Below are 25,898 nucleotides of genomic sequence, written 5' to 3' on the forward strand. Positions count from 1 at the left end.
AGCACGTGTGGATGGGAGGACTACTTTCCATGGAAACATGCCACGATCCGCGTACCTTTCGACTTCCGCTGTAAAATTGACAACGGCGGGCGCGGAAACTGCATTCTCTCTCCAGTGGTGGAGCGCATTCCCATCGAATCAGAGAGTTCGACACGTCTTTTCACGATGCCTTCTCAGCTCCAGGAGTTTCTTGATGTTGCTTTCTCAGCAGCGGCGCACTGCTTTCACACTGATCGAACTGCTTGTGGTGATCGCGATCATCGCGATTCTGGTCGCACTACTGCTTCCAGCGGTTCAGCAGGCCCGGGAAGCCGCCCGGAGAAGTTCCTGCAAGAACAAGATGAAACAGATCGGTCTGGCTCTCCACAACTATCACGACACATTCAGCGTCTTCCCTCCCGGGCAGATTGGCGCAGGGGACTGCGACTCTTCGGGCACCGCTCCCAATGTGGCCATGAATCTCAATGGTCTTGTCATGCTGCTTCCGGGGCTGGAGTACGGAAACCTTTACGATCAGCTCGACTTCAACCGCGCTTTCCACACAAAGGTGCAAAGCAGTATTCCGCTCGCCAGTGGAGAAGCAACGACCAACGCGGCATTGATCGACCGGGACCTCGACATCTTCATCTGCCCGTCGGACCCCGGCCCCACGAGCCAGACGTTATCGAGCTCCTATGATCCCCCGAATCAGAGTAAGAAGCACAGGACCAATTACGACTTCAGCACTTATCGAAACTCCTATCAGAACTGCAACTACTGGGTCGAACGCTCAAACTCGCTCAAAGCGATGTTCGAAGACGGTAGCCGTTGCCGCATTCGTGATGTGACTGACGGGACAACGAACACGGCCATGGTCCTGGAGACGCGGCAAGCCTGTTGCGGGAACGGACAGAACGCCAACTGGGGCGCCCGCGGATGGGTGCAGGTCGGACTCAGCCTCTCTTCGGCGCCACCAAACCTCACCGTACGATCGGGAGTCGATCACAAACCGAACCTGGGCGACTGGGGCTGGACCGGGAGTTATCACGACGGCGGCATGCAGATGGTTCTGGCCGATGGCAGTGTTCGCTTCCTCAGCGAAAATGTCGCCGGCAGTATCCGTTCGTCTCTGGAGCGAATCGCCGATGGAACCGTTATCGGCGAGTTCTAGATCCTCATGCTCTGGCATAGCTGTTTGATTAAACTTCTGCCTGATGTTCCCGTTTCATCGAGGAGGCTAACGAATGCGGACTGCGCCCCTTCAGCGTATTCTCACCCTGTCCATCGTCCTGCTTGCCGGTTGCGGAACGAAGACGGAAGTCCCCGAGTTCGCAGCCGATCTGGTCAGTGTGACCGGCAAGGTGACCGTGAATGGTGCTCCGTTGCCGGGCGCCTTGATTACCTTCGTTCCTGCCGGAGGACAATCCGGGGAGACTGCGACCTCAGTGACGGATGAGGCTGGCCAGTATCAACTCATCACCGCTCGGCCGGGTGGCGTGGATGCCCAGGCAACGGGTGCACTCCCCGGTACATATAAGGTCACCATCAGCCGGCTCACGATGCCAGACGGGGCCGCTGTTCCGCCCGGCACGACCGATGCCGATGCAATGGCACTCGGAGCGAAGGAATCGTTGCCGTCACAGCTCAGCGACTACGAGAAGACACAACAACAGGTCGAGGTCGAGGCGACACCCGGTTTCACTCACGACTTCGAACTGAAGGTGAAGGACTTCCCTGCCCCGACCTGAATCACACGACGCGATTCAGCGAGAGGTTTCGTTAAAGAAGATGACCAGATTCTTCGTCTGACGGGCCGCGGCGATAATATCAATGCGGCCGTCTCCGTTCAGATCGCCAACCTTCAGGTCTTCGACGGCGACTTCTTCTCCTGAGACGCGAGTCTCGCGCCAGGAACTTCCGCTGTCGTCCAGCGGAGTAAACAACTTGATGCCCGGCACGCCGGGATCGTTCATTCCACGCCAGCCAACGATGATCTGATCCGAACCGACGCCGAGCAGATCGGCACATGCGACAGCGTGACCGTCTTTCAGGGATTCATCGAGCACTTTCAGCGGGACCCAGGGAGCGACCCCGTCTTTCGGTTGAACATAAGCGGCGGCGACCGATCCGTGCATCGGTTCAATCGTGGCAATGAATCTTCGACCGTTCGGAAGTCGCCCATCGCGAATCTCGCCGGCAAAGTTCTCCGTGAGACGCTCGGCTACCCACTCGCTTTCTTCGCGATCGAAATGCCAGACCCCCTCCTTCCCTGCGACGATCAGCTCTTCTTCCGCGTCATCGTCCCAGTTGACCGGATGAAAGTTGTGAGACAGGTGCATGAAATCGCAGATGACCTCGTGCTTCCAGTCGGCTCGCGGATCCTCGGGCCTGATATATTCTAGAACCCGCAGCCCCGGGCCTTCGCCATCCATGCTGCCCCGTCCCCGTAGCGGCTTAACCGCCAGCCGATACTCGTTGTCGCGAGCGCGAATCCAATGCATGCGGTGCGTGCTCGGATCGTTGTAGAGTTTGACGGGAGTCCACTTCTGTGTGCGATCCTCAGGTGGGATCAGGTAGAAGACGGCGCCGTCTTTCAGACTTTCGCGGAAGTTCCACTGTCCACCAACAGCGATCTCGCATTTTCCATCCCCGTCAATATCGCGGGCGGTCACGCAGACATTGTCCCGCTCAGTCAACTTCTCCGCGATGACATGCTTCTGCCAGTCCGGGTTCTGATACCATTGCACGGTTTCCTTATCGGCAAGCACGATGTCTTCTCGACCATCCCCATCCACGTCCGCGATTTGAACGCCGTAACCGATCTGAATGGTGTCGATCTCAACCTTTCGCCATTTGAACTCGGGAATCTCGGCGGCTCGGGCTGGCAGGGACCACAGCAGCGACACCAGGAGCAGCGACATTGTACGCGACATGATCAGACCTCGGTTCCGGACAGGCGATGGATGCGATCGAGAACGTTCTTCAAATGATGGTGTCGTCAAAGACGTAAATTCACAAGCGTCGCGATATGATGCACCAGACATTCTTAGACTCACGGGGAGAGTTCCGCATGAAACGACTCATGACGCTGGCGGCCCTCATTGGGATCTGGATGAGTAATGCTTCGCTCGCCGGGGACTGGCCCATGTTCCGAGGCCCAAACATCAACGGCGTGGCCACCGAATCGTCGGCGCCGATTATGTGGTCTGCTGACGAGAACGTGCGATGGAAAGCAGAGCTGCCGGGAGCGGGGAATGGCAGTCCAATCGTCTCGAATGGCAAGGTGTTCTTGACCGCCGCAGAAGACGATGAGGGACGGCAACGGAGCCTGCTCTGCTTCGACGAAGAGTCGGGAGAGTCACTCTGGAAACGCACGGTCACAATCGATCGGGCGATGCCGACGCATAAAACGAATCCGCACGCCCCGACAACACCCGCCTCCGATGGAAAGCTTGTCGTCGTCTGGCACGGGTCGGCCGGCCTTCACTGTTACGACCATGTCGGGAACGCGACCTGGTCCAGGGACCTCGGAGAGTTTCGGCACATGTGGGGGTTCGGCACCTCGCCGATTCTCTTCGACGATCTCGTCATCCTGCATTCCGGACCGGGTCGGCAGGTGTTCGTCGCCGCATTCGATCTCAAAACCGGAGAACTTCGCTGGCGACAGGACGAGCCGCAATCGGGTACCGGCGAGCGAAATGCAGCGGGCGAGTACATGGGCTCCTGGAGCACCCCGGTTCTGGCGACTCACGGCGAAACGACGCACCTCATTGTTATCCACAGCACAAGAGTCGTTGCCTATGAACCGGAATCGGGAGAAATCCTCTGGTACTGTGAAGGGGTCGGACACGACCGGGGCGATCTGGCCTATTCGTCCCCAGTCATCGACAATGGGCTCTGCTTCGTCACCGGCGGATTCAGGGGACCCGCGATGGCGATCCGCCTGGGCGGTTCCGGCAATGTGACAGAGACACATCGCCTCTGGCGAAACGATCGGCAGCCGCAGAACATTGGAAGCGGCGTCGTAATCGAAGGTCACGTGCTCCGCCCGAATGCCGGTCCGGGAACGATCGAGTGCATCGACATCGAGACCGGTGAAATCGTGTGGCAGGATCGTGCGATCGGATCGATGTGGTCTTCACTCGTGAAAGTCGGTGATCTTGTTTACGCGAACAATCAGGACGCGGTCACGACAGTCTTCGAGGCCAGTCCGCTCGAATTCAAAGAGGTCTCCAGAAACAAACTGCCCGGCTCTTCGAATTCCACGCCGGCCGTGGCAAATGGCAGAATCTTTATTCGGACGACCGAAGGCCTGTGGTGCATTGGGGAATGAACCGAAAGTTGATCCTGCCTCTCCGCGTCCGCAGATCGTCGGTTAATCGGTGATCAGGCTCAGCAGATCGCCGATCGTCCGATGCGATTCCAGCGGATGACGCAGAGGCTGGTCGGTGATGATCTCGTAGTGGTTCTTCCGCCCCACTTTCTCCCGCTTGAGAAAACCTTCGTCCTCGAGATCCTGGACGATCCGCTGCACCGCTCGCTCGGTAATTCCGACATGCAGAGCCACTTGCCGGAGAACCATATCCGGATTCGACTTGAGGACGATCAAGACATGAGAGTGGTTCGTGAGGAACGTCCAGCGATTTGATGGCCCCTCAACTGCTGGAGCGATCGTCATTTTCTCCGCAAACACGGGAGATGATGCGGCCGCTGCTGTTTTCTTTCGAGGCATATCAGTCTTGCGGGCAAAGAGAGTCGAGTTCCTTCGCTGGTCGGCGTTCACCGAAGCGACGGGGGCGGAAGCAAACAGTATATCAGCCCAATTGCGAAAGCAAATTCACGAAACAAACGGCTGCCGTCGCCCGACAATGAAGTTATAGGGCCATTTGGGGCTCTGGGCAGTCTCAGGCGACACTGTTTACACGACATTTTATTGCCGATAATACTGTCGTATGTTACAATCTGCCAGATATGGTCGCCAGCGATCCGATCTCTGGACGAATTTTCCACCTCCGGCCACTCTTTGCGACTGAACCGGACTCGCACGGACGTCCGTGCGGCCTATCATAAGACGTTTTCCAGCTCGCAGGAACAGGGCAGGATTCAATAAAGGATCAGCATGGCAGTTGTGGAAACGGTAGACAATCGACCAAGAGCCGAAGGAGCGGTTCTGCGTGCCGTCGAGCAATTCGTCGTTCATATGCCAGAAATCAGCCGGGTGGAACTGCGACGCGCGTTCCATTCGGCCACGAACTTCTGGGCCGGCGATGCCCGGGAGCTGTGGTGGCGCTGGACGACCGAAACGCTCGACAGCGTTGGCGTACGCGCCCAGGCGGTTGACTGCACGGTTGCCGAGGCGATTGAACTGGCACGCGAAGGAGCCATCCTGCTGTGTGCGCCCGACCATGATGAGAGCGGAGTTCATCCCGTCGTTATCGATGGCCGCTCTCAGCGTTCGATTTCCATTCGCAAGGAAGGACAGCGGAGGAACGTCCGGCTCAAGCAGGTTCGCTCCCTCCTCAAAAGTGGCGGCGGAACAGGGATGATTCGCTGCGTCGTGATCGATCCCGACCAGAAGCATCTGGTCAAATCGATGGGACCGGCCAAGGTCAAGCCACTGCAACGTGTCTGGCAGCTTCTCAGGCCAGAATCGTCAGACATCTGGCTCGTGGTCGTGTTCGCCTTCGTTGTCGGTTTACTCACGCTGGCAACCCCAATCGCCGTCGAATCCCTGGTAAACACGGTGGCATTCGGCCGGTTTCTGCAGCCGGTCATCGTACTTGCGATCCTCCTGATGTCCTTCCTGACATTTTCTGCAGCCGTGATTGGTCTGCAGACCTACGTGGTCGAGATCATTGAACGTCGGCTGTTTGCACGCGTCGCAGCCGACCTTTCCTACCGGTTGCCTCGAACCAGTCAGAACAAACTGAAAGGCCATGACGTCCCCGAAACCGTGAATCGGTTTCTCGATATCGCGCTCACGCAGAAGGTCACGACCTCATTACTCCTCGATGGTGTCGGCCTGCTGCTGAGTACGTTCATCGGGATGGTCGTCCTGGCGTTCTACCATCCGTTTCTGCTCGGCTTCGACGTCGTGCTGTTGGCGTCAATCACCTTCATCGTGTTCGTGCTCGGTCGCGGTGGAGTGAAGTCGGCGATCGATGAATCGAAGAAGAAGTACGCGGCCGCCGCCTGGTTTGAAGAGCTCGCTCGCTGTCCCGTCGCGTTTCATACCTCGGCGGGGCGGGAACTCGCAGCCGATCGCGCCAACACCATTATCGCCGCGTATCTCTCGGCTCGTCGTGAGCACTTCTCGGTCCTCATGCGACAGATTATCTTCGCCCTTTTCCTTCAGGCGGCGAGCAGTACTTTGCTACTCGGTCTCGGCGGCTGGCTGGTCATTTCTGGCGAACTGACCCTCGGCCAGCTTGTGGCCGCCGAACTGATCGTCGCTGTCATTGTTGGAGGATTTGCGAAACTCGGGAAGCACCTTGCCAGCTTCTACGACCTGCTGGCTTCAGTCGACAAGCTCGGCGTCCTTTTTGATCTGGAGACGGAGAAGCCGTCCGGGTTAATTTCGCCACCGGGGCACATGCATTCCCTGCAATTGGAAGATGTCGTGATCGGTGGTCGATCACGATCCATCATCCTGTCGCCTGGAGAAACGCTGGCAATTCTCGAGGAGAATCAGATGAGCGGCGAGCAATTGCTGCACGCGATTTACGGCTTCGACGATCTTCACGAAGGGCATATTCTCATCGACGGACTCTCGCCGGATGATTTCCGGCCGGACACTCTCCGCGAACGGGTCGCGCTGGTTGATGATATTGAGATCTTCAGCGGAACCATCGAAGAGAACGTCGACCTGAACCGCTTCCAGATCTCCCCTGCAGCCGTCCGTGAGATTACCACCGAGCTGGAACTGGCCGATGATATCCTCCATCTCGCCGACGGATACGACACGAAACTCAATTCCACCGGGCATCCCCTTAACCGCAATCAGCTGCAGTTGCTGATGCTGGCCCGGGCTCTGGTCGGACGCCCGCATATTCTGCTGATTAACCGTGCCCTCGACAGCCTGCCTGATGATGATCTCGAACGGGCTTTGAGCTGCCTGCTTGCCCCGAAGCGGCAACTCGTCACGGTTGTGACAACTGGCCGCCGTGATATCGCTGCCTGCCTGAATTCTGTCTGGAGTCTGCAGGACACACCAGGCTCGCATTGAGCCCTCCTCGGATGCGTTCAATTACCGACCGAGACTACTGATCGAGATAAATCATGAGTGAAATGACCCGCCAGCGCGTCTCTCCACTGGCTCCCGTGGCCTACGATGAATCGTTGATGCCATCACTGCGTCTGGCCCGGTCTTCACGCATCGCCCGGCTCTGCGGACGCGTCCTGCTGGCTACGCTCGTCTTTCTGTTCTTTCTCGTCGCGTTCGCTCCGTGGCAACAGTCGATCTCTGGGACGGGAAATGTGATTGCCTATTCTCCCGGAGAGCGGCAACAGGTCATCGAGACGCCGATCAAAGGAAGAATCGAACGCTGGGGCGACGGCATTTACGAGAACGCGTTTGTGCACAAGGGTGACCTGATCGCCGTCGTCAAGGACATCGACGCGTCCTACAGCGATCGACTGGAAGCTCAACGCACTGCCGCAGAAGCGCAACTCAGAGCAGCCGAAATGATTCGCGATGCGAACCAGAGAAATCTCGCAGTCGTGAAATCGATGGTCGCTACGCAAGAGGCTCAGCTTCGTTCCTATCGCTCGGCTAAGGACGTCATTCTGGCCTCAGCGGATGCCGAGGTCGCCTCGGCGAAGAACAAGGTCTCAGCCGAAGAGAACCAGCTCGTCGAACACCAGGCGGCGTTCGCCCAGATCAAAGCCGATTACGATCGCCAGAAGAAGCTGTTCGAAGAGAACATCGTCTCAGAGTTGAAGTTTCAGGAAGCCGAGCGAAAACTTCGCGAGACTGAAGCCAAGATGGCCAAATCACGGGACTATGTCGACTCGGCGAACAACGAGCTCGAAGCCAAGAAGAATGACCGTGAAGCCAAAGCTCAAAAGGCCCAGGTCGATATCGACTACGCCGTAGCGGCTGTCCAGAAATCGCAGGCCGAGATTGCCAAAGCGGAAAGCGAACTGGCCAAGGCGGAATCGGAGGTCAACAAAGCTCAGGAGTATCTGCTGAAAGCGGAGACTCAGGTCGCTCGTCAACCCAACGAAATCACCGCACCATTCGATGGCTATTTGACTCAAATCACCCCCAACCAGGGCGGGAAGATTCTTAAAGAATCCGATCCCCTCTGCACAATCGTCCCGGCAACCAAGGACCGAGCCGTCCAGGTGCTCCTTTCGGGACGCGATGCACCGCTCGTGACTCCGGGGCGGCACGTGCGACTGCAGTTCGAAGGTTGGCCGGCGGTTCAGTTCGCCGGTTGGCCGTCGGTCGCAGTCGGAACCTTCGGCGGCACCGTCGTTTCGGTTGATGCTTCCGACAACGGAAAGGGCCAGTTCCGAACGCTGGTCCTGCCCGACGAAATCGACCACTCGTGGCCAGACGACCACTATCTCCGGCAGGGGGTGAGAGTGAACGCGTGGGTTCTACTGGATCAGGTGCCCCTCTGGTATGAGATCTGGCGTCGCATGAACGGCTTCCCGCCTTCGCTCGACGTGGAAGATGGAAAGGACGAGATCAAAGTCCCCAAACTTCCCAAGCCGTAACCCCGCGCAGAGAAGCAGGCATGGCAAAATGTAAGGGTCAGGCGGATTTTCCTTTCGAGGGGTTCGCTGGAGAAAGCGGCTCAACTGGAGCCATCGCCCGGCTGTGGACGATTAGATCGTTAAGCCAGGATGGCTGCACGTGGCGCGATTTGCTCCCCCGAAAACGGATGTTCGGAACTCTATTATGCTCTTCCCAGCAGCTCCGGAAGTGGACCGGCTTCGCCACTTCGTGGCTTTGCTGATGCTGGCGATCGCTCTCGCCGGATGCCGTTCGGCTCCTCGAAGTTTCACCGACCAGAAAACGCCCGCTCCCTCAGGAATTGCTACGCTTACGCAGGAGTCCAGCGGCGAGAACCAGTCTCCGTCTGAATCAGCGGTCGCGGGGACAATTCGCCCTGTCGCTCACGAGATCGCTTCCAGCATCGAGCAGAATACTCCTCAACAGTTAACGGTTCCCGACGAAGAGTCGTCCGTCATTCAGGTTCCCGAGATGACCGAACAGCCGGAGGTGATGCCTCTACCGGAACCAGCGGAGGATCGTTTTTCGGACGGAGTCAGTCTCGGAGCCGTTGTTCAGTCAGTCCACGAATCCTATCCGCTCGTGCAGAGCGCCTATCTCGAGACGATGCTGGCCCAGGGGAACGCGATTGAGGCCTGGGGAGCCTTCGATACCAAGCTCAAGGCTTCGACCGAGAATCGCGTGCTGAGCTACTATCAGACTTACCGCCAGAACATTGCCTTAATGCAGCCGCTGATGGGCGGCGGTGAGATCTACGGCGGCTATCGTCTCGGACGCGGCAGTTTTCCAGACTGGTACGGCTACCGACAAACCAACACGGGCGGAGAGTTCAAGCTCGGCTTTCAACAGCCCCTGAACCGGAACCGCTCGATTGATGCTCGCCGCGCGGAGATCTGGCGGGCGGAGTTCGATATTCGTAATGCGGAACCGGAGATTCGGGCTCAGGTGATCTCGGCTGTGGAGGAAGCCTCGGTCGCGTTCTGGGACTGGGTCGCCTATGGACAGATTTACCAGATTGGTCGCTCGGCTCTCGATATCGCCGTCGAGCGGAACCGTCGCATCGAACGGCTCGTCGAGCAGGGTGCATACGATCCCCCGGTCCTGCAGGACAATCGACGCACCATCGCTCTTCGCGAAGCGACTCTTTTGGAGGAACTCCGTCAGGTCGAGCAGGCGGCCGTGAAACTTTCGATCTTCTACCGTGCGGTCGATAGCACGCCCCTCATTCTCGGCTTGAACAGCCTGATTGACTTCCCTGCCCCGGAACCGGTTGATCCGCTTCGGCTCGATGCGGATATCCAGATCGCGCTGGCGGAACGGCCGGAACTCTACGCCTATCACCTCAATCGCCGAAAGCTCGAAGTCGATCTCGCCGAGGCTCGGAACGACCTCCTGGCGAACGTCGATACATTCATCGTCTCGTCCAACGACCTGGGCAATCCGACCAGCTTGCCCGATACGAAGACCGACCCGGAACTCGAAGTCGGAGTCCTCATTGATGTGCCACTCCAACGCCGCAAGGCCAAAGGAAAGATTCAACAGGTCGAAGCGAAGATGACTCAACTGGCCTTCAAGACGTCGCTGATGCAGGACAAAATCGCAGCCGAGGTCCGCAACGTCTACACCGCTCTCGATGCCGCCTACCAGCGGGCGGAGAAAGCTCGTATCGCCCGCGAACTCGCCGAGGATCTGGCCCGCATCGAACGACGAAAGTTCGAACTGGGTGAGTCTGAACTGCTCACTGTCTTCCTTCGCGAGCAGTCCGCCATTGAAGCGGCTGAAGGCGAGGTGAAGGCCCTGCGGGAGTACCATGTCGCTAAAGCCCGTTACGCCGCCGCCCTCGGCATGGCCGCCGCTGCAACTGGACTCTGATTGCCAGGCGAGAGTTTCCTTCGCAATGACCCCGGTCGTTTGACGAGACTGGCTTGAGTCGCCACGATAAATGGCCATCCGTCCAGACGCCTCTTCCCCGTGATCGGAAGGTCCTCTCATGAAAGTTGGTCTGTCAGCGGCAGCCCCGTTCCTGCTCTTCCTGATTGTCTCAACAGTTGCCAGCGCCTCGGAGATGAAAGGCTCCGTTGAGTTCGTCGCGAAAGACGGAATCCGTTTCACGCACGACAGTGTGCTCGGTCCGGCTACGACTGATCTCAAAATCTCACCAATGCTGCGGGTGGAGATCAACGGCAAACCGGCGACACTCGCAGACGTGAAATCGGGCATGAAGGCTCGACTGACACTTGATGAGAGTCGCACCATTACCGAGATCTTTGCGAGAAGCCTCGAGCCTGCATCCGATGCGATTGAGCTGGACGGAGACTATCCAAGTCTCACCGCAGATGGGCTGACGATGTTCTACGAGAAGCCATTTAAGGACGCCGTCTGGATCTGGACGGCGTCCCGGAAGGATCCCGCCTCCGAGTTCACCGGTGCCACCCCGTTATTCCCCGGACGCTCACCCGCGGTTTCCGGCGATGGGACCGAGCTAATTTATCTGGACCAGAATCGCAAGAACGAGTCGATTCTTCACTCCGTCGAACGGAAGAGCCTCAATGAGGACTTTGGTCGAGCGCGACCTGTTTCTGAGTTTGTCCGCTTCCCGGAGCCCGAATACCCTTTCCTGAGCCCGGACGGTCTGACGATCTGCTTCCGTGACACGAGCAGCCGTCCGCCTCGAATCGTGAGTTCAAGCCGTCGAACACTCCGTTCCCGCTGGTCCACTCCAGAGCCCCTGCTTGAGCAGCAACTGGCCGCCCGCAGCGGAGAGTATTTCCGCTGGTCCTCGCTGACCAGCGACGGCCTGACGATGCTGACGATGATCAATACCCCCTCCACCCCGCAGCCGATGGTCCTGCATCGCAAGTCGACTGATGCCCCCTTCACCGAAGCGGAAAAGATCGAGAATGACCTGATTCCCCCCTACGTCAGCTGCCCACGTTACGTGGCGGAAACGAACGAGCTGTTTTTTAACGGACACCCCACGTTCTCGCCCGAACACAAACTGGCGGTCCTGAAGGAGTTCGAACTGCCGTAACTCTTCGGATCAGGAATCGAGAAAGGGGGGACGCGTATTGACACATCAGGTCAACTTCAGCGCACGCAACCAATGTCGCCGCTACGCCACAACGCCCCATTCGATTTCTACCTGACCACATCACGCACTGTACTGTTTGGCCGTCGATAACTGTCAGTCGTCGAATTTGAGATCGCACTGCTGGGCAAGCCAGTAGTGGCACCCCTCGGCTGACAAATTGCGATGGGCAGACTACTACAGACTCACATGCAGTCGCGTGTTTGGCACCCTGAAACGTGAGTGAGGGACCGGCCCAAGTGACGGCTGACGTCGACTAACCTCGCTGACGCTTCGGATGGAGACAGTTTCAGCGGACATGTCGCGCACGGGTCAGGTCGCCAGCGGGCGAGGCGATCGGCGTTACGCTTCGTTCGGTGTCATCACCACGTTGTGGTGCACGGTCTGGACGTCGTCACATTCATTGAGCAGGTCGAGGAATTTTTCGAAAGCGGCAGCGTCTTCCCCTTCGAGGACGGTGTTGGTCTGCGACACGAAGGCAATTTCCTGGACGTCGAATTCGATCTCAGGGAAGGCTTCGAGCAGGATCGTCTTGGCTTTGAAAAAGTCGTTCGGAGAGACGAAGACGGTCAGTTGGCCATCATTGCTTTCGACTTCATCGACGTTCACATCGCCTTCGAGCATCAGTTCGAGGACCTGGTCTTCGTCGTCGCCTTTGAAAGAGAGCACCGCGAGGTGATCAAAGAAGTGAGCGACCGAGCCGGCACTGCCGAGCTTTCCGCCCCCTTTCACGAAGCAGTTGCGGACATCGGTAATGGTTCGATTCGGGTTGTCAGTCAGGCAGTCGACGATGACCGGGCTGCCGCCGGGGCCAATCCCTTCGTAGCGGGCCTCGGAGTAATCTTCTCCGCCCGCTCCCTTGGCCTTCTCAATCGCCTTTTCGATGACGTGAGCCGGCACCTGTTCGCGCTTCGCCTTCTCGATCATGTTCTTTAAAGGCGGATTTGATTCCGGCTCCGGCACCCCGTTCTTCGCGACGACGTAAAGCATCTTCCCGTACTTGGAGTAGAGCTTGGACTTCTGTGAGGCGGTCTTCGCAATGGAATGCTTGCGGTTTTCGAAACTTCTTCCCATGAGACAGATCTACTCGTACTTGCGGAACTGGTTTGCAGAACTGGCCCCCGACATCCGGGTCTGACCGCCTCCTTTGTATTCGATTCCGGCACGTTAAGCCATCATTCCAGCTGCAAGAATGCACGGCGGCAGCGTTTTCCTGTCCCCAAATCCATTCTCCCGCAGGAGGCTTCCAGAAACCGACCACGTTTTGCTCCCCCCTCGTATCCTTGGCATTTTGGGGTCGCCAGAGTGATCAGTCAGAGCCCCGCGCGAAACCGCGTCCTAAATCCGCCATAGCCGGACGTTCATGCCAGAGCGAAGACTGTCAGTATTTTCCCTAACCGCTGTGGCAAGCAGCACATAGGTCCGGCAGGAAGATCATGGAAATTCCTAAATATCGAATCGATCAACATTGCTGGTCCCATAAGCGGGTGTTAATGTCGGGCGATCTTCATTATCCCGTTTCTCTGCGGGAACTAACGACACTTGCGGCATTCTTGATGCTGCCTTTCTCAGCCGGGAGGAAGTTGGTGATGTCCATCCAACTGCGCTCGCTCTGTGGTCTGGCCCTTTCTCGTGGTAAGCAGAAACGACGATATCGTCGTGGAGGCACTGTTCTGAGAGCCGTTGACGCTCTGGAGCAACGAATCGTCCTCAACTCTGTGCTGCCGTTCGAATACTTCAACAACATCGACTGGACGTCAGCGGGCGTCTCGGGCATTTCGAGATACTCAGAAGAATCTCCCGTCGCGGACCTCCCGATCAGTCGAGGAAGCGGCGAGATTCAGATCGACGGCATCTCGGGAAACGTTGCCGAGGCGTGGCTCGTCTGGCATGGTATTGATCAGACCAACTGGGGAGGAGATGGCGTCTACGACAATGCCACCATCCAGTTCAATGGTCAGTCGATCACGGGATTCTCTCGGGGCACGAGTGACACAGCCGGGTGGGGCCCTGGTGGCAGTCAGACATTTCTGGCCAATGTCAGTCAGTACGTCACAGGGAATGGCACTTATCAATTGGACGATCTTTCGGCGAAGCCGGGGCACTCGGCCAACGGGGCCAGTTTGATTGTCATTTTCGACGATGGCGATGCTGACAATAATCGCGATCTTCATCTGTATTTCGGAAACCAGAGCCGAGTTCTCACGCTTCAGGCAGAGAACATGTACTACAACGGCGGCGATCTGAACGCTCAGTTGATCGTTGCCGATGGCCAAAGTCACGTCGACGCGTCGCTGCTCTTCAGCGCGATCAATTCGTCGGCCCCGCCGGTTGTCTTCGACGACCATCCCGAGTTCCTCGATGGAACCACCGTGCCCAGCGAACAATCAAGTCGCGCGAGCAACGGGAACCTGTGGGACATGCACGATTTCAACATCACCGGAGCGGTCGATGGAATTGTGGCGAACGATGAACGCTTCGGGATCAACATGACGCTCGGATCGGGCAGCAACGACAGCCTGAAATGGATTGGACTGCTGATCGATCAGCCCACCGATGGCTCGATCACCGGGAACGCTCGCCCCGTTGCTGAGGATGTGTACCTTGAGACGGACGAAATGCAGGATATCTCCGGCCAGATGGTCGGGACGGATGCCGACGGCGATCCACTCACGTATCGCGTGATCAGCATGCCGCAGAATGGATTCATGCAGTACAGCAGCGTCGGGGGACGCTTCTTCTACAACCCGAATGACTTCTATACCGGCCTCGACACCTTTACCTACGTCGTCAACGACGGCCAGGCCGATTCCGCACCGGCGACGGTTTACATTACCGTGCGAGATGTAAACAGCCCCCCGATGGTCTCCGCTCAGACCTTCCGCGGAACGGAAGATTACGGGATTACAAGTCGGATCCAGGCTTCCGACTTCGAGAACGATCCGCTCACCTTCTCTGAGGGAACCACCACGTCGCATGGCAGTCTGACCCTGCATCCGGGTGGCACGTTCGAGTATCAGCCCGACGCCAACTTTTTCGGCATCGATCAGTTCACGGTCCGAGTGAGTGATGGAACTTCAACGACCGAACAGCAGATCTCGTTCGACATCGCGTCCGTGAACGATGTTCCTGTTGCTGAGACCGCCGTCTTCGAGCTGAATGAAGACAGCATGTTCAATGGCCGAGTTCAGGCGACCGACGCCGACGTGGCAGATTCTCTGACCTACGAACTGGTCAACGATGTCCTCTTTGGAACGCTGACATTCCGGTCGGACGGAACCTTCACATATCGTCCCGACGCCAACTACAACGGAGCGGATTTCTTCAGCTTTCGCGCAAGCGATGGGACCGCATCCAGCGAGTCGACAATGATCGGGCTGGACGTGCTCCCCGTGAACGATCGTCCGTCCGCTCAGTTCAACAGTTTCACCACGCCTGAAGACCGTCATATATTTGGGCAGGTGATCGGCACCGATATCGACGGAGACGTGCTGACGTTCGCCAATACGACAGAGCCAAGCCATGGCACGCTGGTCTTTGAGAACGACGGCACATTCACCTACACCCCTGATGCGAACTTCTATGGGACCGATGAGTTCCGGTACTCGGTCTACGACGGCCAGCTTTACAGTTACAGCCAGGGAACCGCGCGGATTTCAGTGACGCCGGTCGACGATGCTCCGATTGCGATTGTCGACAGCTACGATGTTCCCGAAGACGGCTCCATCAGCTTCATCGTTCCGCAAACCGATTTCGGCTTCGTCAGCGAATCCGGCGAGTATGTCGGAGCCGGCCAGACACTCGACTACTCTCCGGAGAACGCGCACTTCAGTGTTTACCGATCGTCGACCAACAGCTTCATCGGCTTCTCCATTCGCAGCTACACGAATACGAGCGACTACTGGTCGGTCGACTTCGCCGCTCCGGCCGGAGAAACGCTGTCTCCTGGCACTTATACGGGAGCGACTCGCTATCCGTTCCAGGATGCCGAAGACCCCGGTCTCTCGATCAGTGGCCAGCACCGCGGCTATAACACGTCCGTCGGCGAGTTCACAATCACCCAGCTCGTCACTGCCGACGATGGATCCATCGAGAATTTCGCCGCGACGTTCTGGCAGGCGTCTTACGAAGGTGCTCCGCGAATGACCGGAGCCATCAACTACAACTATGTTGACGGGAGTGACGTCGGCTCGGTCCTCTTTAACGACTTTGATCTCGACGGAGATCAAATCACCGCCACGCTGGTCGATGGCCCGGAACATGGGACTCTGACCTTCCGGGCGGATGGATCGTTCGACTACACGCCGGATCCCGATTTTACCGGGACCGATGGTTTCACCTATCGGGCGACGGACGGCACGCTGGAGTCCGGTCTCGGCTTCGTGACGCTCAATGTCACTCCAACGAATGACACTCCTGTCGCGGTCGGCGGCACAATCATCACGAATGAAGATCAATCGGCGAGTGGACAACTGACCGCGAACGATATCGATGGAGACGAACTGCTTTTCAGCCTCGTGCAGGAGCCGAATCACGGAACGCTGATCCTCGATGCTGACGGATCGTACGAGTACATCCCGCACGCAAACTATCATGGAACCGACTCGTTCACATTCCGTGTCAACGATGGAACCGAAGATTCAAATCTCGCGGCCGTGGATATCGACGTTCAGTCCGTGAACGATACGCCGATTGCTTATGAAGGCGTGGCCCTGCTGGGTGAAGACGGCGTCGTTACCGGTCAACTGACCGGCTTCGATGCCGATGGCGATACGCTGTCGTTTGAGCTGATCAGTGGACCCGCGCACGGAACGTTGCAGCTGGCCCCTGATGGAGCCTACACCTACACGCCGGATGCGAACTACCACGGCGACGATCACTTCACCTTCGTGAGCAACGATGGGACGGCCACGTCTTCAGTCGTCGAGTATCTGATTCGGATCCGTTCGATCAACGATGCTCCAATTGCCTTCGACAGTCAGAATGACGTTTCCGAAGATGGCAACGTGACCGGCAGTGTTCAGGGTCAGGACGTGGATGGCGACGCCATTACCTTCAGCCTTGTCCAGCAGCCCGCTCACGGAACTCTGCAGTTCACCGCTTCGGGGAATTACAGCTACACGCCGAATGCGAACTACTTCGGTTCGGACTCCTTCACATTCCTCGCCAGTGATGGAACCGAGTCGTCCACTCCCGCGACTGTGGCTCTCAATGTGACGCCGGTTAACGATGCCCCGAGTCTGGAACCGGCGACGTTCAGTCTGGCGGAGAACAGCAACGTCGGGACGGCGGTCGGCGCGGTCACCGGCAACGACATTGATTCGTCGGATCTGACCTATGCGATCACTTCCGGAAATGAAGCCGGAGCGTTTGCGATCAACGCAGTCACCGGCGAAATCACCGTTGTCGATTCCGCTCCGCTCGATTTTGAGACGACTCCCACGTTCAACCTCGTGGTCAGTGTGACCGATGGAAGCCTGACCGCCTCGGCTGCTGTCACGGTCAACCTGCTTGATGAAGCAGAGGTTTTGTCGGCCGAGATCGACTTCTCCCCGAAGGATTCCGACAATCAGCTCCGCCTTCGGAAGACACGCACGGTTAAGGTCGCCCTGCTCTCAACGTCCGAGTTCAACTTGAGCGATGTCGACGTGAGCAGTCTCGAACTGAGAATCGACGGGCAGCTGATGCAGCTCAAGACCAAAGGACGATGGCAGACTCCGAAGATCTCCTACTCAGATGTGGACCGAGATGGACGGGATGATCTTGTCGTTGAATTCGAGTTTGATCGCTCGGGACTGAACCCCGGGACGGTACCTGTCGAACTCTCCGGAACGTTGAACGACGGACGGGAACTGCGCGGCGAAAGCTTTGCCAACCTTCGCTAAGCCGCACCCAGGGTTGCAGCCCAGACGATCAGCATCCCTCGACCGGCCAGGAATTTCATCTGACCGGTCGAGGGAGCGCGTTCGTTACTCCTGAGCCAGATCGCTGGGGGCATCGATCAGCAGGTTGTCATTGAAATGGATGTTCTCGCTCTTTTCACCGCGTAGTTCAACCGCTTTGGGAACACTGGAGAACGTGTTGCCGGAGATGTTCACATCGCGGGTCCCTTCGAGAACCAGACCGCCGGAAAGCTGATCATTGACCTTCCGCCGGACGGCTCCTTCGCCGATGTAACTGTCGCTGAAGCTGTTGCCCGTTACCGTAATCCGACCGCTGTCCGGTCCGATTCGCAGGCAGCCGGTATTGACCAGAGTCGGTTCTGAACCGTCCTTCGGTTTGATCGGAGTCTTCAGCAGGGGGAACGTATTGGCGGAAACCGCACAGCCGTGGGCATCAACAAGATCAATACCGCCACCGTTGTGAGCGATGACATTCGCCGAAAGCGTGATGCCGTAACAGTCTCGCGCCAGGACAATTGCCCGTTTCTCACATTCTTCGATCATGTTCCCGGAAATGACCGAGCCGTAGGTGTTCTCGATGACGACGCCGTCGCCAAGATGATCGTCGACGCAATTCCCAGTCATGCACAGGTTGTAGGCATCGAAGCAGTGGACCGCATCCTGGTTCTCTTCAAACTGATTGCCAGAGACGACAATGTCGTGACACCCCGGCAAATCCAGGCCCGTTCCCTTGTTGTAGGTAATCAGACAGGAACTGACACGCGGGTCTTCGTAACAGCGATCGAGCCGGATCCCGTCACCTCCGTGATAACTGACCGTAACGCCATGCAGAAAGATCTCGTTAACGAGAACCGCTTCGATCCCGTGTCCGCTTTTCTCCTGCCCGGTGATCCGGAACTTGCTCAGCATGACTCGCCAAAGCCTGTCGGCGCTTTTGACCTTTTCCCCATCCGAGTGCGCAACGAGAAGAGCCGGCTTGCCGTCGGTGTTAATATTCTTGATGTGTGTCGCGGTCCCGGCTCCTTCGATCAGCACGTCGCCCCGCGACAGGATTAGAGGCTCGGAGATTTCGAACGTTCCCGGAGGAATGCGTACGACTCCCCCTTCGCTCGGAATGGCGTCAAACGCGGCCTGCAGCGACGGATACTCGGCCGCATTGATCTCCGGTCGGGCGCCGGGAAGTTTGGCCGTTTGATCAGTTGCTTTCGGATGGCTCTCCTGAGCGACGCTGCTCCAGACCATGCCTGCTGAAATCACGAAGAGAATTCCGAGTGTTCGAATCATGCTGCAGCTCCTGGGAAGAATCGACGTTCACTTCATGTGAGGCTGACAGATCGGCGACCTGTTCACGCTCACATCACGAGCTTATCTTGCCGGAGATCGTCGATGAGTTCCAGTGCACGGGTTCCATCGTTCCACTCGAGCGGAAACGTGCGTCGAGCCAAGAGAGCTTCTCTTTTCGTGAGTCGACCAGCCCTTGTTCACGACGTCATGTCCGTCGTCGGCCCGTTAACGGGCCACAGCATCGAGATACTCGAGGAGTCCAAGATGGCTGAACTCTTCGAATTCAGCATCGACCTTCAAGCCTTCCCCCGAACGTGGGGAGCTTGAAGACGATCTGTTGGCTTCAGGAAGGTCTGAAGATCGGTCCTCCGCACTCACAACCCATCGCCCCGCGAACTGATCGATTTGCCGGACGGCAATCGGAGGTGGCGAGGAAGTATCGACTGCGATCTCGAAAGCAGCAGGTGTGTAAGGAACAGAAGGCGGCGTGGCGAAGCGTCCGATATGAACATACCGCCAATCGAGGGCCGCGTACCATTCCGACAGGGGACGATCGACAAACGAATCTCCGGTCGATTCGGCAGCGTGCCAGGTCCCATCGGCGGCTCGCGCGAACAGATCGCTGAGTCCATCGCCGTTGCTGTCGCCAACCATCACATCATGCAGACGTCCGGCCGACACCGTCCAGTCGAGCCAGTGAGCCATCAGGAACCGTTGTCCGGTCGACTGTCCCATCCAGACATTCGTACCATTGAACAGGCCCGCCACACTGTCCCGTCCATCGCCATCGAAATCCCCCACAACCACGCCTGAGAGAGCATCGTTCACGGTCCATGTCGACCAGAGACCGCTGTAGAAGCCATCAGCCGCGCCAATAGATTTGGCGACGACCACGTAGCGTTCCCGACCGGTGCCGAAAACGGCGAGGACATCATCGCGCGAGTCTCCGTTAAAGTTGCCGACCTGGGCGAACTCGAATCCATTGGAAAGATTCCAGCGATGAGAGTTCAGATACTGGAAGCGAGTGTTGCTCGTCTTCACCATCCAGACCACTCCCGAGGTCGCGACCACGGTCAGATCGTCTCCCTTCAGACCATCGAAGTTTCCAACGAGCACAGTCTCTATGCCGTCGTAATTCCCGTAGTCACCCCAGTGACGATTGACGAATCGTGAACCATCGGACTGCCCAACCCACCAGCGTCCGCGAGTGCCGTTTCGGAAGAGCCCGATGATGTCATCCTTTCCATCGTTATTGAAGTCCCCAACGTGGACCTCCTTGATGTCGGGATGTCCCCAGGTCGTCCACGTCGTGAATGTGAACTGTCCGTTGCCATCGGCCAGACCGATGCGCCATTGGTCATTGTGCAGCCAGACGGCGAGATCCTGAAGGCCGTCCCCGTTGAAATCCCCCTGGAGCGTCTTCTGGAAGGAACTGGCTGGACCGGAAGCTGCGACCTGATTCGTGTAGTTTCCGCTGTCCTCCGGTCGCGCCATCCACCATTTTCCGTTCACGAAACCGACAATCGACGACTCCGGATGGCGAAACGGTCCTTCCGCAACATCGCCTATTGTGATCGTCAGCGACACGCTGGAGTCTGGCGAACTCCCCAGCGCAGCATCGTCGACCTCAACAGTGACACTGAGCAGCGACTTCGTCTCGAAGTCGAGTTGAGTTCCCGCCGAGAGATAAAGAACTCCCCCATCGACCTCGAACAGGTCAGCATCGGAACCGGTCAGCGAAAGGCTGTTCGTTCCCAGTGCGTCATCGCTAACGACAATATCGGCCACTTTCAGTCGCGAGGTCGTGTCCGCGTCTTCCGGGAGCTCAGTCACTGCGTTCTCTAAAGCAACAGTCGGCAGTTCGTTCACGTCCTGAACGGTCACCGACATCACGGCGACAGCAACTTCCCCGTACTGGTCCTCGACTTGGACTTCGACCTGATAAACATTGTTCTTATCCGCATCGCCGAGTGTTTCAAAACTGGGAGCCGAAATAAAGCTGAGCTCGCCAGTCGGAGAGATTGCGAACAATGTGGCATCGGCACCATTGCCGGTGAGCGTGAAGGTCAATTCGTCACGCGGCTGGTCGCCGTCACTTGCTGCAACAGTGCCCACCTGCACCTGGTTCTCGGCGGCGATGAAGCTCTGTTCGAGCAGAACCGGTGTGGCTGGAGCAAACTCAAAAGCTCCGATGTCGACGATTCCATTGACGATGCGTTCAAAGCCTTCGCCTCGTTGATCATAAGGCAGTGCGTTGGAATCTTCGTCAATCGCAAACAAATTCAGTCCGGCGTCGATCGCAGTCGCTCCGATGAGTTTATGAGTCCGCGTTGACCCGCCATTATCGGCAAGCTGCGGATCAAGGACCTCTGCCACGTCGACGCCAACAATGTTTCCATTCGTGCCGTTGGTAAAATCTTCCGCCGTCCTGGTATCGCCGATCAGGTTATAGGCACTGGACGTATGCAGATTTCCGATTTCCGTCCCCAGATCATCCGGGGTCGTACCGGCGAAGTTCCCGGCGATGATGGAATTGAAGAGATACCGTTCTCCGAAGCTGTCCCACAGTTTGATACCGCCCCCCTGACCGGAGCCTGAGTTGCCGGACCGCGCAACATTCCCTGTCACCGTGGAATTCACGATGCGGACATCACCTCCGTAGAGTTCGAGGCCCCCTCCGTTTGTTCCGGACGTATTGCCGGAGAACGTGCTGTTCATGATCTCCAGGTCGGTCAGATACGTGTAGAACGCTCCTCCTCCCATGGCCGCTTCATTTCCTTCGAACAGACTGGAATGAAGCACGAGGTCGCTACCGATACTCGAGAAAGCGCCCCCTCTCGACTCGGCAACATTGTCGATGAACACCGAATTGGTGATTGAGTTCACGCCGCTGGTGCTGTGAATCGCGCCGCCTCGATCGGCGAGATTTCTCTCGAACCGACTGCCCGAGATCGTAAAACTTCCCAAACCGTTATCGAAGACGCCCCCATTCCCGATATAAACCGTGTTGTCTGTGAAAACGGAGTCAGTTACCACAAGCGCTCCGGAACGGAATGAGATCGCTCCTCCACTCGAGTAGGTATGATTGTCGGTCATCGTGACTCTGTTGAGGACCAGGTCTCCCCGTTGCGATCGGATTCCGGCTCCCGACCGGTTGCCGCTGGTCGCGATCAGCAGATCCCCTCCGGTGATCGTCAAATCACGAAACTCGAACTGGACATCGCTCGGGTTAAATATGTCGAAAACGCGATCAAGATCATTCCCGTTGATCACCGTCTCGGTCTGCCCGTTCCCTGCGATGATGATCGGCTGAGTGAGGTCGAGGTCGCCTGTCGCCCCGCCGTCTTCGCCCCGCCCCGCAATAGTGAGCAGGATCTCACTGCCATTCAGGCTTTCATGGAACGTGACCGTATTAATATCAGCATTAAGATTCGCCGCCAGGAGGGCTTCCCGGAGGGACACGCCGGCTCCCCTGCTCGAATCAATCGTTCCATCATTCTCATCGGCGACCGTCGTCACCACGATCGTTTCGAGTGGAATAACAATAGTCTGTTCGACCAATTCGTTATTCGAACTGTTATCGTCCACGGGGGCACCTCCGACAGCCACCGCCGAATTGGTCAGCACACCCGTTCCGTCAACAATCGAAATTGTGAACTGCAACGTCGCGGTTTCCCCGCTGGCCAGCGACAGATCGGTGAGATTGGGGCCGTCTGCTTCGACAATCAGCGTTCCGCTTCCACTCCCGGAGAAGACCAGACTCTCGTCGGAAATGGTATAAGTGCCACCCGTAAACGAAACTGTGTCCGTCAGCGAGGCCCCGGTCACTGGCTTCGGACCATTGTTTGTAAGAACAATCGTGTAGACCGCGCTTCCGCCGGTCAGCAGGGAAGCATTGCTCCCTGATCGAGTCACCGACAGATCTGCCGGAATCGGATTGACCGTTGTGGTTTCGACGGAAGTATCGTTCGCTTCATCCGGATCGAAAGGAGAACCCCCGGAAACTGTTGCCGTATTCGTGATACTGCCCGTCCCTGAATCCGCGGAAACAGTAAACGTGAGGGTCGCCGTCTCTCCACTGGCGAGTGTCAGGTCAGATAGATCAGGTCCATCATCTTTAACAACGAGGGTCCCGCTTCCCGTGCCCGAGAAGACCAGACTCTCGTTGGAGACAGTATAAGTGCCACCGGGAAAACTGATTGTGTCGACAAGTGAACCGCCAGAGACGGCCTGCGGGCCGTTGTTCCGGATCACGACCGTGTAAACCGTACTCTCTTCGGAGTAAATGGAATCGCGACTCTCCGATTGCGACACGGCCAGATCGGCGGCCGGAGCGTTCACCGGAGTCACTATGACGGCCGAGTTGTTCGAATAGTTCGTATCTGCCGGCGTTCCTCCGTAAACCGTCGACGAACTGATGATCGCGCCCGTGCCCGAAGTGGGAGTCACTGTAAAGATCAAGGTCGCGGATTCTCCGCTCGCCAGCGACAGGTCGGTCAAATCGGGTCCGTTCGCCTCGATGACCAGCGTGGCACTGCTGATTCCTGAGAAACTGAGCGATTCGTTCGAGACGGAGATACTTCCGCCGGCATAGGCGAGTGTGTTCACAAAGGAAACCCCGGAGACCGCCTGGGGCCCTCGGTTACTGATGACGACGGAGTAAACCGTCCCCTCTCCAGTGGCGATTTCGGCGGCGCTGCTCGTCTGGCTGACATCCAGGTCGGTCGTGGGGACGTCGACCGAATTGATCCTGACCACCGTGTTGTTCGAGAGATCCGTGTCTTCCGGAGTGCTGCCCGCGACGGTGGATGTGTTCAGAACGGTGCCCGCTCCCGAGAGAGCCGTGAGAGTGTAAGTCAGTCTCGCCGACGTCCCCGCCGCCAGAGACAGATTCTCGAGATCCGGGCCATCCGCCTCGGGAACCAGGGTGCCGCTGCCACCGCCGGGGAACGTTAGACTCTCGCCGGAAATGCTGTACGTTCCGCCGAAGAACGAGATCGCACTCTCAAGAGCGACTCCCGATACATCTTCTGAACCATTATTGGTCACCAGAACCGTGTAGCGAATGCTCTCGCCCGTGACGATCGAACTGGCATCCTCCGTGATACTGACACTTAAATCGGTGAGCAGAAGGCGATCTTCACATCGCTCTACCATTGCCAGCGGAGAGACTTCTCGAAATCGCCGATTACGACGCTGAGCACCTCGAGAGAGGACTTCAAAAGCAGTCTGACGAAAGGAGTAAAAAGGAAATGGGGCGAGCGCAAACTTCCGAACGAACATAAGACCTTCTTGACGTACACACTTGGATCGTTGGTATTCAGAAAAACATGTGCACGACTATACATGCCAGAAATACCCGGAATCCATCGTCAGAAGTCTCTTCGGAATAAAAGTTCCCAATTTTGTTCAGTCGAGTTCTGTTGCCCGTATTCTCCAATGAATACGCCCCCGGCAGAACCACTTAGCCAAGCAGTTCGGGAATCGGCGTTCCTTCGGTGAGCGCGATCGGACGGCCATCGGCGGATTGATAGGTCATTCCGGCCGGCTCGTATCCCAGGGCCTTATAGACGGTCGCATGAAGATCTCCCGGCGTCACGGGGCGGGTCTCTGGGGCGGCACCGATCTTATCGGAAGAACCGATCACCTGGCCGCCGCGGACGCCGCCTCCGGCGAGCACCACCGAATAACATCCGGGCCAGTGATCCCGGCCGCCATCGGTATTGATCTTCGGCGTCCGACCGAAATCACCCATCCAGATGACCAGCGTTTCATCGAGCAGCCCTCGCTCTTCCAAATCGTCCAACAGGGCCGCGTACGCCTTCTCCATTGGCGGAACGAGCCGGTTCTTCAGGCTGTTGAAGTTGTCCTTATGAGTATCCCAGGTGATGCTCGGGCCATTGACCGTCGAGACGAACTTCGTTCCCGCTTCAATCAGGCGTCTTGCAAGAAGATGGGACTGGCCCCAGCTGTGCCGGCCGTATCGGTCACGCACATCCTCCGGCTCCTGCGACAGATCGAAGGCCTGCTCGGCTTCCCCTGACTTGATGACTCGGGACGCCTCGGCTCGAAACGTGTCCATCTCGGTCGCGGTCGGAGAGTGGATCGGCTGATTCAGCGAGCCAATTTGGTCCAGAAAGTCGAGCCGCCGCTCGAACCGGGTCTGCGTCATGTCGGGGGACAGAGCCAGGTCACGAACTTTGAATTTGCTCGAATTGGGATCCTCATTCACCACAAACGGATCGTATTTGATCCCCAGACATCCCCCAAACTGGCCCGGTGTCAGGTACACGAAACTATCGCAATGCGGCTTCGGCGTGATGACATACGGCGGAACCGCTTTGCTATAGCCGTCCTTCTTCGCAAGCCAGCCAATCAAGGTCCCGAAACTCGGGAGATCTGCCGGACTTGGATTAATAAGCGTTGAATCCTGCTTGTACGGACGCCCGGCAATCGACCAGTACATTCCTGAGTTATGAGCCGAGTGCTTGTGGTGGACACTGCGAACAATCGCCAGCTTGTCCATCCGTTTCGCCATCTCGGGCAGCAGCTCGCTGATCTGAATGCCCGGGACGCTGGTATCAATCGGCTGGAACTCGCCTTTTACCGTTGAATCGGCGAACGGTTTGGGATCCCAGAGATCAATATGGCTCGGTGCACCGCAGTTGAAGATCATGATCACGCGTTTGGCACTGCCGGAGCGGACCGCGGCCTGAACCTGTGATTCAATCGAAGTGAGCGGAGAGTAAAAAGCGGCCAGGCCGGCACCGATGGCCTGCAGGGACTGCCGTCGTGAGAGCGAGGCGGCTCCCGTGGGGAAGGAAGAGGAGGTTGGGGCGTGAAACTCCATCGAGGACTCCAGAGGTGAGGAATGTCTGTCAGAGACATCTTTACTGGCGAG

Annotated in this window: 14 protein-coding genes; 8 read left to right on the top strand and 6 right to left on the bottom strand. The window is 57.5% G+C overall.

Going from position 1 to position 25,898, the window contains the following annotated elements; genetic code table 11:
• Window positions 1–193 precede the first annotated feature (193 nt).
• Both L1A08_RS12230 and L1A08_RS12235 read left to right on the top strand, forming a co-directional pair.
• Entirely contained in the window at window positions 194–1,150 is a 957-nt protein-coding gene (locus tag L1A08_RS12230; protein WP_238756683.1) for a DUF1559 domain-containing protein, read from the top strand.
• Between the two features lie 73 nt (window positions 1,151–1,223).
• Window positions 1,224–1,727: a carboxypeptidase-like regulatory domain-containing protein gene (locus L1A08_RS12235; RefSeq protein ID WP_238756684.1), complete on the top strand. Its 504-nt coding sequence runs from the start codon at window positions 1,224–1,226 to the stop codon at window positions 1,725–1,727.
• A gap of 15 nt (window positions 1,728–1,742) precedes the next feature.
• On the opposite strand, the gene L1A08_RS12240 is transcribed toward L1A08_RS12235, so the two are convergent.
• Window positions 1,743–2,912, bottom strand: coding sequence for an FG-GAP repeat domain-containing protein (locus L1A08_RS12240; protein WP_238756685.1), 1,170 nt, complete (start codon window positions 2,910–2,912; stop codon window positions 1,743–1,745).
• A 137-nt stretch (window positions 2,913–3,049) separates the two neighbouring features.
• On the opposite strand from L1A08_RS12240, the gene L1A08_RS12245 reads away from it, so the two are divergent.
• A complete protein-coding gene (locus L1A08_RS12245; protein WP_238756686.1) occupies window positions 3,050–4,312 on the top strand; it encodes a PQQ-like beta-propeller repeat protein in 1,263 nt (420 codons plus the stop codon).
• Between the two features lie 42 nt (window positions 4,313–4,354).
• Here L1A08_RS12245 and L1A08_RS12250 read toward each other — a convergent pair whose 3' ends face one another.
• Complete coding sequence (locus L1A08_RS12250; protein WP_390896869.1) at window positions 4,355–4,711, bottom strand: helix-turn-helix transcriptional regulator; 357 nt, start codon at window positions 4,709–4,711, stop codon at window positions 4,355–4,357.
• Window positions 4,712–5,098: 387 nt separating this feature from the next.
• On the opposite strand from L1A08_RS12250, the gene L1A08_RS12255 reads away from it, so the two are divergent.
• From L1A08_RS12255 to L1A08_RS12270, 4 genes are all read left to right on the top strand, one after another.
• Window positions 5,099–7,204 carry an ABC transporter ATP-binding protein gene (locus tag L1A08_RS12255; protein WP_238756688.1) on the top strand — a complete coding sequence of 702 codons (2,106 nt, stop codon included), beginning with the start codon at window positions 5,099–5,101 and terminating at the stop codon, window positions 7,202–7,204.
• A 53-nt stretch (window positions 7,205–7,257) separates the two neighbouring features.
• Entirely contained in the window at window positions 7,258–8,703 is a 1,446-nt protein-coding gene (locus tag L1A08_RS12260; protein ID WP_238756689.1) for an HlyD family secretion protein, read from the top strand.
• 184 nt (window positions 8,704–8,887) lie between these two features.
• Window positions 8,888–10,594, top strand: coding sequence for a TolC family protein (locus L1A08_RS12265; protein WP_238756690.1), 1,707 nt, complete (start codon window positions 8,888–8,890; stop codon window positions 10,592–10,594).
• A gap of 118 nt (window positions 10,595–10,712) precedes the next feature.
• Window positions 10,713–11,753 carry an HtaA domain-containing protein gene (locus L1A08_RS12270; protein WP_238756691.1) on the top strand — a complete coding sequence of 347 codons (1,041 nt, stop codon included), beginning with the start codon at window positions 10,713–10,715 and terminating at the stop codon, window positions 11,751–11,753.
• Window positions 11,754–12,152: 399 nt separating this feature from the next.
• Here the strand turns inward: L1A08_RS12270 and L1A08_RS12275 are convergent, their stop codons facing one another.
• Window positions 12,153–12,884 (bottom strand): YebC/PmpR family DNA-binding transcriptional regulator, encoded by a 732-nt coding sequence (locus tag L1A08_RS12275; protein WP_238756692.1) that lies wholly within the window; start codon window positions 12,882–12,884, stop codon window positions 12,153–12,155.
• A 515-nt stretch (window positions 12,885–13,399) separates the two neighbouring features.
• On the opposite strand from L1A08_RS12275, the gene L1A08_RS12280 reads away from it, so the two are divergent.
• A complete protein-coding gene (locus L1A08_RS12280) occupies window positions 13,400–17,695 on the top strand; it encodes a tandem-95 repeat protein (protein ID WP_238756693.1) in 4,296 nt (1,431 codons plus the stop codon).
• A gap of 84 nt (window positions 17,696–17,779) precedes the next feature.
• Here L1A08_RS12280 and L1A08_RS12285 read toward each other — a convergent pair whose 3' ends face one another.
• The 3 genes from L1A08_RS12285 to L1A08_RS12295 all read right to left on the bottom strand — a co-directional run bounded on the left by L1A08_RS12285 (window position 17,780) and on the right by L1A08_RS12295 (window position 25,847).
• Complete coding sequence (locus L1A08_RS12285) at window positions 17,780–18,997, bottom strand: right-handed parallel beta-helix repeat-containing protein (RefSeq protein WP_238756694.1); 1,218 nt, start codon at window positions 18,995–18,997, stop codon at window positions 17,780–17,782.
• A 225-nt stretch (window positions 18,998–19,222) separates the two neighbouring features.
• Window positions 19,223–24,154 carry an FG-GAP-like repeat-containing protein gene (locus L1A08_RS12290; protein ID WP_238756695.1) on the bottom strand — a complete coding sequence of 1,644 codons (4,932 nt, stop codon included), beginning with the start codon at window positions 24,152–24,154 and terminating at the stop codon, window positions 19,223–19,225.
• A 307-nt stretch (window positions 24,155–24,461) separates the two neighbouring features.
• Window positions 24,462–25,847, bottom strand: a complete 1,386-nt coding sequence (locus L1A08_RS12295) for a DUF1501 domain-containing protein (RefSeq protein ID WP_238756696.1) — start codon at window positions 25,845–25,847, stop codon at window positions 24,462–24,464.
• Window positions 25,848–25,898: the final 51 nt, after the last annotated feature.

This window comes from Rubinisphaera margarita, from assembly GCF_022267515.1.
Classification (GTDB): Bacteria; Planctomycetota; Planctomycetia; order Planctomycetales; family Planctomycetaceae; genus Rubinisphaera; species Rubinisphaera margarita.

What these genes read in the sequence shown, in the direction of transcription:
- L1A08_RS12230 (WP_238756683.1), top strand. Translation starts at nt 194, where the DNA reads ATGTTGCTTTCTCAGCAGCGGCGCACTGCTTTCACACTGATCGAACTG.
- L1A08_RS12235 (WP_238756684.1), top strand. Translation starts at nt 1,224, where the DNA reads ATGCGGACTGCGCCCCTTCAGCGTATTCTCACCCTGTCCATCGTCCTG.
- L1A08_RS12240 (WP_238756685.1), bottom strand. Translation starts at nt 2,912, where the DNA reads ATGTCGCGTACAATGTCGCTGCTCCTGGTGTCGCTGCTGTGGTCCCTG.
- L1A08_RS12245 (WP_238756686.1), top strand. Translation starts at nt 3,050, where the DNA reads ATGAAACGACTCATGACGCTGGCGGCCCTCATTGGGATCTGGATGAGT.
- L1A08_RS12250 (WP_390896869.1), bottom strand. Translation starts at nt 4,711, where the DNA reads ATGCCTCGAAAGAAAACAGCAGCGGCCGCATCATCTCCCGTGTTTGCG.
- L1A08_RS12255 (WP_238756688.1), top strand. Translation starts at nt 5,099, where the DNA reads ATGGCAGTTGTGGAAACGGTAGACAATCGACCAAGAGCCGAAGGAGCG.
- L1A08_RS12260 (WP_238756689.1), top strand. Translation starts at nt 7,258, where the DNA reads ATGAGTGAAATGACCCGCCAGCGCGTCTCTCCACTGGCTCCCGTGGCC.
- L1A08_RS12265 (WP_238756690.1), top strand. Translation starts at nt 8,888, where the DNA reads ATGCTCTTCCCAGCAGCTCCGGAAGTGGACCGGCTTCGCCACTTCGTG.
- L1A08_RS12270 (WP_238756691.1), top strand. Translation starts at nt 10,713, where the DNA reads ATGAAAGTTGGTCTGTCAGCGGCAGCCCCGTTCCTGCTCTTCCTGATT.
- L1A08_RS12275 (WP_238756692.1), bottom strand. Translation starts at nt 12,884, where the DNA reads ATGGGAAGAAGTTTCGAAAACCGCAAGCATTCCATTGCGAAGACCGCC.
- L1A08_RS12280 (WP_238756693.1), top strand. Translation starts at nt 13,400, where the DNA reads ATGTCCATCCAACTGCGCTCGCTCTGTGGTCTGGCCCTTTCTCGTGGT.
- L1A08_RS12285 (WP_238756694.1), bottom strand. Translation starts at nt 18,997, where the DNA reads ATGATTCGAACACTCGGAATTCTCTTCGTGATTTCAGCAGGCATGGTC.
- L1A08_RS12290 (WP_238756695.1), bottom strand. Translation starts at nt 24,154, where the DNA reads ATGGTAGAGCGATGTGAAGATCGCCTTCTGCTCACCGATTTAAGTGTC.
- L1A08_RS12295 (WP_238756696.1), bottom strand. Translation starts at nt 25,847, where the DNA reads ATGGAGTTTCACGCCCCAACCTCCTCTTCCTTCCCCACGGGAGCCGCC.